The following is a 2799-nucleotide window of genomic DNA, read 5'->3' as shown; positions in this document are numbered from 1 at the left end:
ACTTAGGCAGCCAAAACACAGCCCACAGGGAATATAATATCCTATATTTGTGGCCTCGGAGCAAGTGTTGGATACGAGCGAATAGAGCGAGTATTCAACATGCCGCAACTAAAGTCACAAATATAGGATATTATATTCCCTGTGGACGTCTCCTTTGCTACGCAAATCAGAATTCCCTACCTCACATGTTTGGCACTTGGGTATATCCGTTCCATTCTTGTGTCTGGAAATCTCGTATCTAATATTTTCGTTATGGCGGTTTCGGGTGTCTTTGCACTTTGGTGTCTTTCGTGATAACGGTTTAATGCAAGACCTGAGATTGCCATATCGAATACCATGAATACAACCAAGAACCAGGTTAATGGTACCCCGATTTTCTTTGGTATCTTCTCAATAAATCCTGATAGTTTCGGATATAATATTTTCATCCAGACTACGGCTGCGATTCCCCAGAAGAAACAGTACAATAAGTTGATTCTTCCACCCAGATTAAATGGAATTTTGCTGTAATCCCAGAATACGGTTCCAAAGACAAGCTCTAATACGACACTACATATATATTCGTAAGCACCGCCGAGGACTGTTCCGAATATAAAGATGAAGCTGTCGCTTCTATCGCGATATTGGTAGAGCATATAGGTGAGGAAAAAACAGCCAATTCCCCAGACAAGGCTAAATGGGCCATAAACTACACTGCTTCGGCTTGTGATAGTGCCCATCTTCCACCAGCAAAAGATAGTTTCTGTAATATCGCCAAGAAAAGAGCCAAGAAAGAACAGCCAGAACAGTTTGTAAAATCCACATCCTGCTGCAAATACACCAGTCATTTCCTGTGCTTTTTCTCGTCTTTGCAGTTTACTTCGGATGATTTCCTTGATTTCGAGACCCTCATGGCTTTTTTCAAGATGTTTTAACACCCAGCCAGTCAGACCATTTCCCATGTAATCTGCAGCTTTTTGTAAGTTATCAGCTACTTCTTCTACAAGGACTAGTTTTCCTAATCGTGCCAGGCGGATATGTACACTCAGAATTCCTGAAACAGTTCCGATAAAATCAATAATGATTATTACATAGGCAATAATCAAAATGACTTTTCCTAATCCATATGGAAGTATTCCAATAATTTTACTTAAAAATGGATTTACAATCCAAATACACAACAGTGCCGCCGCACCCCATACTACCGTATAAGGTAAGTTAACATAGCCACCAAAGTTAAATCTCCGTCTGGAATAATCTTTCCATTTCTGATGGAAAATACGTTCCAGGGTCACTCCTGTAAAAGATGTGATAATAAATGAAAGAATCACTCCTCCTGCAAATAAAAATACAGGCTGATCTTTTAATTCTGGTAAAAATAATGCAAAACCAACGGCTCCAAATCCGTAGGATGGACACCACGGGCCAAATAAAAATCCTACGTCAATAAACTTTTTTTCTTTTAATGCTGCTCCAGAAGTTCCTATTACCCATCCTGCAAAGGAATATAACAGAAAAAACCAGAACACTTCATACCAGGTATAGCTCAAAATTTTTCTCCTTTTTTTGAATTTGTGATATACTATATCATATTTTTGTGAAAGGAGAAAGTATGTGAATCCACCAAATGCTATTTTACATGAATTACTAAATCTTGCGGAAATTATGCTGACCAACGGTGCCGAGGTCAGCCGTGTGGAAGAAACGCTAAACCGAATGGGGCATGCCTACGGTGCCACCCAGATGAATGTATTTGCAATCACTTCAAGTATCGTTGTCACTATGGTCTTTGAAGAAGGCGAAGAATATACACAAACCCGAAGAATCACTACCCCTGTCGGTACAGATTTCTTTAAATTAGAACAGGCAAATGCACTCAGCAGGCGCTGTTGTTCTTCTCCTCTTTCCCTTCCAGATTTGAAATATGAGATAAATAAAATTTCAAAAATCAGTCCTGCTCCTTATACCATTTACCTGGGAAGTATGCTTGGTGCAGGTGGCTTTTCTGTCTTTTTTGGAGGAACAATTTTAGACGGAGCCATTGCCGTTATCTTTGCCTTTCTCCTTTGCTTTTTACAAAGGCATTTAAACTCTATATGCAGCAACACTTTAATCCTGCAGTTTTTCTGCTCCCTTTTTGTCGGCTCCGGCATTTGTGTAGCTGCACATTTCTTTCCGGTAATTCATGCAGACAAAGTTATGATCGGTGACATTATGCTGCTGATTCCTGGAATCCTTATGACAAACTCTATCCGTGACATTTTAATCGGTGACACGATTTCAGGCGTGATGCGTCTTGTAGAATCGCTTCTTTGGGCGGGAGCACTTGCCTGTGGATTTATGTGCGCTATCTGGTTTGTTGGAGGTGTGTTATGATATTACAATTTTTTGCAGCCTTTATTGGAGCTGCCGGCTTCGGCTTCTTATTTCATTTGCAATTTAAGCACATTTTCCCTGCCGCATTAGGTGGTGTACTGACCTGGGTTATCTATGTCATCGCAACTATCTGGGGATTTGATGTTTTCATTTCTTCTCTATTTGCCAGTGCTTTCGCCGCAATTTACTCCGAAGTCATCGCAAAAATAAGAAAAGCCCCTACCACCTTATTTTTAATCATTTCCGTTGTCGTTCTAATTCCCGGCGGCTCTCTCTATTACACGATGAGTTATGCTGTTCAGAAAAAATGGGCAGAAGCAGCAGCTTACGGCTCCCAAACATTACAGTGTGCTTTAGGACTTGCCATTGGAATGAGCCTCATCTGGATATTCCACGATATGGCAAGGAAGGTTTACTATTTAATTCATTAAGAGACAGACGCCC

3 protein-coding genes are annotated in these 2799 nt (G+C 40.5%); 2 read left to right on the top strand and 1 reads right to left on the bottom strand.

From position 1 onward, the window contains the following. Window positions 1–176 precede the first annotated feature (176 nt). The gene (locus EUBHAL_RS14065) at window positions 177–1529 is read right to left on the bottom strand and encodes a putative ABC transporter permease (protein WP_044923768.1); all 1353 of its coding nucleotides are present in this window, start codon (window positions 1527–1529) and stop codon (window positions 177–179) included. A gap of 64 nt (window positions 1530–1593) precedes the next feature. Between EUBHAL_RS14065 and EUBHAL_RS14060 the strand changes: the two genes are divergently transcribed. Next, the gene (locus EUBHAL_RS14060; protein ID WP_005351633.1) at window positions 1594–2355 is read left to right on the top strand and encodes a threonine/serine exporter family protein; all 762 of its coding nucleotides are present in this window, start codon (window positions 1594–1596) and stop codon (window positions 2353–2355) included. Then, on the top strand, window positions 2352–2786 hold the full coding sequence (locus EUBHAL_RS14055; protein WP_005351631.1) for a threonine/serine exporter family protein: 435 nt from the start codon (window positions 2352–2354) through the stop codon (window positions 2784–2786). The genes EUBHAL_RS14060 and EUBHAL_RS14055 overlap by 4 nt, the downstream gene beginning before the upstream one ends. Window positions 2787–2799: the final 13 nt, after the last annotated feature.

The organism is Anaerobutyricum hallii DSM 3353 (genome assembly GCF_000173975.1).
GTDB classification, from domain to species: domain Bacteria; phylum Bacillota; class Clostridia; order Lachnospirales; family Lachnospiraceae; genus Anaerobutyricum; species Anaerobutyricum hallii.
This window is presented reverse-complemented; position numbering and strand designations above follow the sequence as displayed.